This window comes from Streptomyces sp. OR43 (assembly GCF_008042275.1).
Taxonomy (GTDB): domain Bacteria; phylum Actinomycetota; class Actinomycetes; order Streptomycetales; family Streptomycetaceae; genus Streptomyces.
The window spans coordinates 1583128-1589127 of record NZ_RDBK01000043.1 but is presented as its reverse complement, the minus strand read 5'-3'; the positions used below and the strand labels follow the sequence as shown (position 1 = coordinate 1589127).

Genomic DNA, 6000 nt, shown 5'->3' with positions numbered 1-6000 from the left:
GGCTTGGTGTTCGGGCCGGGAGTGGAGGTGGGCGAGGAATCGGGCGGGTGCGGGCGTCCGGCGCCTTGACAGGGGAACGGAATCTGACGGACAGTCAGAAACCCTGATCCGCATGCCCGTTCCCGGGAGGCAGTCGACGTGCACCTGGCCCCCACCGAGCGCCAGCGCGAGCTGCGCGCCGAACTCCGTGCCTACTTCGGTGAAGTCATGCCCCCAGGAGGCGGGCACGCCGGACCCGCCTCCCCGGCCCCGTTCCCGGACCCGGACCCGGACCCGGACGCGCAGCGGCGGTTGCTGCGTCGCATCGGAGCTGACGGAATGCTCGGACTCGGCTGGCCCGTCGAGTACCGGGGGCAGGGGCGCGGCGCGGACGAGCAGTTCGTGTTCTTCGACGAGGCCTACCGGGCCGGCGCCCCGGTCTCCATGGTCACCCTGAACACAGTCGGCCCGACACTCATGAAGTACGGAACGGAGGCCCAGAAGGAGTATTTCCTGCCGCGCATCCTGGCGGGCGAGATCGTCTTCGCCATCGGCTACAGCGAGCCGGAGGCCGGTACCGACCTCGCCGCGCTGCGCACCCGGGCCGTCCGTGACGGCGACTCCTGGGTCATCGACGGGCAGAAGATCTTCACCAGCAACGCGCAGAGCGCGGACTGGATATGGCTCGCCTGCCGTACGGACCCTGACGCGCCCAAACACCGGGGCATCTCCATCCTCCTCGTGCCCACGGACGCGCCCGGCTTCAGCTGGACGCCCATCGACACGGTGGGCGGGCTGACCACGACCGCCACCTACTACGACGGCGTGCGCGTGCCCGTGACCGCGCTGGTCGGCGCGGAGAACGGCGGCTGGGGGCTGATCACCAACCAGCTGAACCATGAACGGGTCGCGCTCGCCGCGATCGGCATGCAGGCCGAGGACTTCTACGAAGCGGCGCTCGCTTTCGCCCGCACGCCCGACCCCGTGACGGGGCGGCGGCCGGCCGACGAGCCGTGGGTGCGTTCCCGGCTGGCCGAGGCGCATGCCCGGCTGGCGGCGACGCGCCTGCTCAACTGGCGGCTGGTGGGGGCCGTGGGAGCGGGAGCGCTCGCGCCCGGCGATGCGAGCGGCGTGAAGTTCGCGGGAACCGAAAGCGCTGTGGAGGTGTATCGCCTGTGCCAGGAGGTCACGGGCGATGCCGGATCGGTCCGGAGCGGTTCGCCCGGAGTCTTCGGGGACGGGGAGCTGGAGCGGATGAACAGAGCGGCGCAGATCAACACCTTCGGGGGCGGGGTGAGCGAGGTGCAGCGGGAGATCGTCGCGACGATGCGGCTCGGAATGAAGAGGGGGAAGCGGTGACGGCCGGGCAGGGCGTCCGGGACGAGCTGTACGAGCGGCTCAGGGCGTACGAGGGCCGGGCGGCGGCCACCGAGGGCGTCGGCAAGGACCGGGTCAACGAGCCGATGATCAGGCACTGGTGCGAAGCGATGGGGGACGCGCACCCCGCCTACGGCGGGCCCGACGCCGTCGCCCCGCCGACGATGCTCCAGGCATGGACGATGGGCGGGCTGTCCGGGCACACGGACCGGAGCGGGGCCTATGACGAGCTCTTCGGCCTCCTCGACGGGGCCGGATACACCTCCGTGGTCGCGACCGACTGCGAACAGGAGTATCTGCGGCCCTTGCGGCCGGGGGACCGGATCACCTTCGACGCGGTGATAGAGGCGGTGTCGGAGCGCAAGACGACGAAATTGGGGACGGGCTATTTCATCACCACGCGCATGGACGTCAGGGCGCAGGAAGAACTCGCCGGGACGCATCGCTTCCGCATCCTCAAATACCGGCCCGCGAAGCCGAAGCCGAAGCCGAAGCCGAAGCCGAAGCCGAAGCCGGAACCGAAGCTGCGGCAGAAGACCGATCCCGAGCCCGGCAGCGAAGCCAAGGGATCGATATCGGGGAAAGAGAAAGGGAACGGGGACGGGAACGCGCTGCGTTCCAGGCCGGTGATCAACCGGGACAACGCAGGATTCTGGGAGGGTGTCGCCTCCCGCCGGCTGCTGATCCAGCGGTGCACCGCGTGCGACGCGCTGCGCTTTCCATGGCTGCCCGGATGCAACGCCTGCGGGTCGCCCGACTGGGACACGGTCGAGGCCTCGGGTGAGGGCACCGTCTTCAGTCATGTCGTGATGCACCACCCGTCCTTCCCCGCCTTCAGCGAGGACGGCGAGGGCGGGCCGTATGCCGTGGCGCTGATCGAGCTCGCGGAGGGAGTCCGGATGGTCAGCAACGTCATCGGGGTGCCCTGCGACAAGGTGCGGGTGGGCATGCCGGTGCGGCTGGAGTTCCTTCGTACGGACCCTGATCTGGTCCTTCCGGTCTTCCGGGGAAGTGAGGGCTGACATGGATTTCACGCCGAGCGAGGAACAGGCCGCGGCGCAGGGCCTGGCCGCCCGGATCTTCGGTGATCTGTCGACGCATGACCGGCTGGTCGCGGCCGGCAGCGGGACGGACGCCGGACTCTGGAAGGAGATCTGCGCCGCCGGGCTGCCGGGCGCGGCCGAGGAGACCGGGCTCCTCGGGCTGGTGCTGCTGGCGGAGGAGCAGGGCCGGACGACCGCGCAGGTGCCCTTCGTGGCGAGCTGTGTGTACGGGCTCCTGGCTGTCGCCGAGCACGGTACGGACGAACAGCGCGAGCGGCTGCTGCCCTCGTTCCGGGACGGGACGGAGGTGGCGGCGGGGGCGTTCCCGGCCGGCGGCACGGTGCACGCGGAGGTGGACACAGGCCCGGAGGCGGACCGAGGCCTGCACGCGGAGGCGGACCGAGTTCCGGACGCGGACGGAGGCCTGCACGCCCAGGCGGGCCGAGGCCCGGAGGCGGATGGATGCCTGCACGCCGAGGCTGACCGAGGACCGGCTGCCGAGGCGGGCCGAGGACCGGCTGCCGAGGAGGGCGGGCGGTTGAGCGGCGTCGTCCCGCTGGTTCCGTGGCTGCGGGACGCCACGCACGTCCTGGTCGCGGCCGCGGACCGGAGTCTGTGGTTCGTACGGACCGCGGGCCCAGGAGTGGTGACGGAATCCGTGGAGACCACGGCCCCGTGGTCGGCGGGGCGGCTCGTGCTGGACGGTGCGCCCGGGGAGCGGCTGGGCGGATCGGGGGCTTACGAGGCGGTGCTGGCCGGTGCCCGGACGGCGTTCGCCGGAGTGCAGGCAGGGGTGTGCGCCGGGTCGCTGGCCCGCGCGGTCGAACACACCGGCACACGCGAGCAGTTCGGGCGGCCGCTGTCGACGAATCAGGCGGTGCTGCTGCGGGCCGCGGACGCGTACATGGACACCGAGGCGATACGCGTCACGGCGTACGAGGCGGCATGGCGGCACGACGAAGGGCTGCCCTACGTGGAACAGGCACTGACGAGCGCGTGGTGGGCGTCCGAGGCCGGAAGGCGGGTCGTCCACGCGGGTCAGCACCTGCACGGCGGCACGGGCGCCGACCTCGACCATCCCGTGCACCGCCACTTCCTCTGGGGGCGTCAGCTCGACGCGCACCTCGGAGGCAGCGGCACGGTACTTCAGGAACTCGGCGAACTGCTGGTAAAGGAGGGACCGGAGTGAAAGCCGGTGAGGAACTGGCGCCGCTGGAGATCGCGGTGACCCGCACACTGATCGTGGCGGGCGCGCTCGCCTCCCGCGACTACCAGGACGTCCACCACGATGCGGAACTGGCGCGGGAGAAGGGGTCCCCGGACATCTTCATGAACATCCTGACGACCAACGGCCTGGTCGGGCGGTACGTCACCGACCGGTTCGGCCCCTCGGCGGTGCTCAGGCGGGTCGCCATCAGGCTGGGCGCCCCCAACTACCCGGGCGACACCATGGTGCTGACCGGCACGGTCACCGCGGTGGGCGACGACGGAACGGCCGAGGTGGCGGTCGTCGGCGTCAACGGGATCGGCAGGCATGTGACCGGCACGGTGACCGTCGCCGTGCCGGAGGGGGCCGCATGAGCGTGCACAGAGCCGATTCGCTCGGCGGGAAGGCGGCGGTGGCCGGGATCGGGGCGACCGAGTTCTCCAAGGACTCCGGCCGCAGCGAACTGAAACTGGCCGTCGAGGCGGTGCACGCCGCGCTCGACGACGCGGGTCTCGCGCCCGCCGACGTCGACGGACTGGTCACCTTCACCATGGACACCAGCCCCGAGATCACCGTCGCCCAGGCGGCCGGCATCGGTGAGCTGTCGTTCTTCTCGCGCATCCACTACGGCGGCGGCGCGGCCTGCGCCACCGTCCAGCAGGCGGCACTCGCCGTCGCCTGCGGGGTGGCGGACGTGGTCGTCTGCTACCGGGCGTTCAACGAGCGGTCGGGGCGCCGCTTCGGCTCCGGAGTACAGCAGCGGGAGCCCACGGCCGAGGGGACCGCGCTCGGCTGGAACCTGCCGTTCGGGCTGCTCACGCCGGCGTCCTGGGTGGCCATGGCGGCCCAGCGCTATCTGCACGCGTACGGGCTGACGCCGGAGGCCTTCGGCCATGTCGCGGTCACCGACCGGCGCCATGCCGCCAACAACCCGGCGGCGTACTTCTACGGGAAGCCGATCACCCTCGCCGACCACGCCGCCTCCCGCTGGATCGTCGAACCCCTGCGGCTGCTCGACTGCTGTCAGGAGACCGATGGCGGGCAGGCGATCGTCGTCACCAGCGCCGAACGGGCCCGGGACCTGCCCCAGCCGCCCGCGGTGATCGTCGCGGCCGCCCAGGGCGCGGGACGGGCACAGGAGCAGATGACGAGCTTCTACCGCGACGATCTGACGGGGCTGCCGGAGATGGGCGTCGTCGCGCGCCAGCTGTGGCGCAACTCGGGGCTGGCCCCCGCGGACATCGACGTGGCGATCCTGTACGACCACTTCACCCCGTTCGTGCTGATGCAACTGGAGGAGTTCGGTTTCTGCGGGCCGGGTGAAGCCGCGGACTTCGTGGCCTCCGGCGCACTGCCCCTGAACACCCATGGCGGTCAGCTGGGGGAGGCGTACCTGCACGGGATGAACGGCATCGCGGAGGCGGTCCGGCAGATCCGGGGGACGTCGGTGAACCAGATACCCGGGGCGGCCACCTCCCTGGTCACGGCGGGCACGGGGGTGCCGACCTCGGGCCTCGTGCTGGGCCGGGCGGAGTGAGGCGCGCCGGTCCTGTCCCAGCGAGGGAAGGCAGGGGCCGGTCCGGTGGTCTCGGGGGCGACCCTGAGTTCGGAAGGAGCACCACCTCCACCTACAGGAGGTGGAGGTGGCCCCAGCCCTACACCCTGAGGCGGACGCCGTTTCGGGACCTGGGGCCGATCCCCCCGGCGGCGCCCGCTCCTAGCGTGGAGGTATGACCACGCCAGTCTGCACGGGCGCCTCCAGGGGAGCCGCTGCCACCGCCCAGGCCGTCCCGCGGAGCCAGGCCGTCCCGCGCGCCCACGCCGCCACGCGCGCCCCGGCCACCGCGCGAGGGACCTTCGGCGCGCGGGCGCCGTACGTCCCGTATCCGTCGTTCACGTCCTTCGTGAAGGCCCGCGGGCCGGTGCTGCTGCGGGCCGCCCGCTCGCTCACCGCGAATCCCAGCGACGCCGAGGACCTGCTGCAGACCGCGCTGACGAAGACGTACGTCGCCTGGGAGCGGATCGAGGACCACCGGGCGCTCGACGGCTATGTCCGCCGGGCCCTGCTGAACACCCGTACGTCGCAGTGGCGCAAGCGCAAGGTCGACGAGTTCGCCTGCGACGAGCTGCCCGAGCAGGAGACCACGCCCGGACCTGATCCGGCCGACCGCCAGACGTTGCACGACGCCATGTGGCGTGCCGTGCTGAAGCTTCCCGACCGGCAGCGGGCCATGGTCGTCCTGCGCTATTACGAGGACCTCAGCGAGGCCCAGACCGCCGAGGTGCTCGGGGTGTCCATCGGCACGGTCAAGAGCGCGGTGTCCCGGGCGCTCGGCAAACTGCGCGAGGATCCGGAGCTGGCACCCGTCCGATGACGCGGCCGCCCCGGCGGGA

Annotated in this window: 6 protein-coding genes; all 6 read left to right on the top strand. The window is 71.8% G+C overall.

The window, feature by feature from the left end:
* The first annotated feature begins 138 nt into the window (after positions 1-138).
* The 6 genes from EAO72_RS25755 to EAO72_RS25725 all read left to right on the top strand — a co-directional run bounded on the left by EAO72_RS25755 (position 139) and on the right by EAO72_RS25725 (position 5981).
* Positions 139-1338: an acyl-CoA dehydrogenase family protein gene (locus EAO72_RS25755; RefSeq protein WP_148019582.1), complete on the top strand. Its 1200-nt coding sequence runs from the start codon at positions 139-141 to the stop codon at positions 1336-1338.
* Positions 1335-2378 (top strand): bifunctional MaoC family dehydratase N-terminal/OB-fold nucleic acid binding domain-containing protein, encoded by a 1044-nt coding sequence (locus EAO72_RS25750; protein WP_148019581.1) that lies wholly within the window; start codon positions 1335-1337, stop codon positions 2376-2378. Before EAO72_RS25755 ends, EAO72_RS25750 begins: the two co-directional genes overlap by 4 nt.
* Before the next feature lies 1 nt (position 2379).
* Positions 2380-3588, top strand: coding sequence for an acyl-CoA dehydrogenase family protein (locus EAO72_RS43330; protein ID WP_261991637.1), 1209 nt, complete (start codon positions 2380-2382; stop codon positions 3586-3588).
* A complete protein-coding gene (locus EAO72_RS25735; protein ID WP_148019580.1) occupies positions 3585-3980 on the top strand; it encodes a MaoC family dehydratase in 396 nt (131 codons plus the stop codon). Before EAO72_RS43330 ends, EAO72_RS25735 begins: the two co-directional genes overlap by 4 nt.
* Complete coding sequence (locus EAO72_RS25730) at positions 3977-5143, top strand: lipid-transfer protein (RefSeq protein ID WP_148019579.1); 1167 nt, start codon at positions 3977-3979, stop codon at positions 5141-5143. Before EAO72_RS25735 ends, EAO72_RS25730 begins: the two co-directional genes overlap by 4 nt.
* Before the next feature lie 193 nt (positions 5144-5336).
* Positions 5337-5981, top strand: a complete 645-nt coding sequence (locus EAO72_RS25725) for a SigE family RNA polymerase sigma factor (RefSeq protein ID WP_148019578.1) — start codon at positions 5337-5339, stop codon at positions 5979-5981.
* Positions 5982-6000 lie beyond the last annotated feature (19 nt).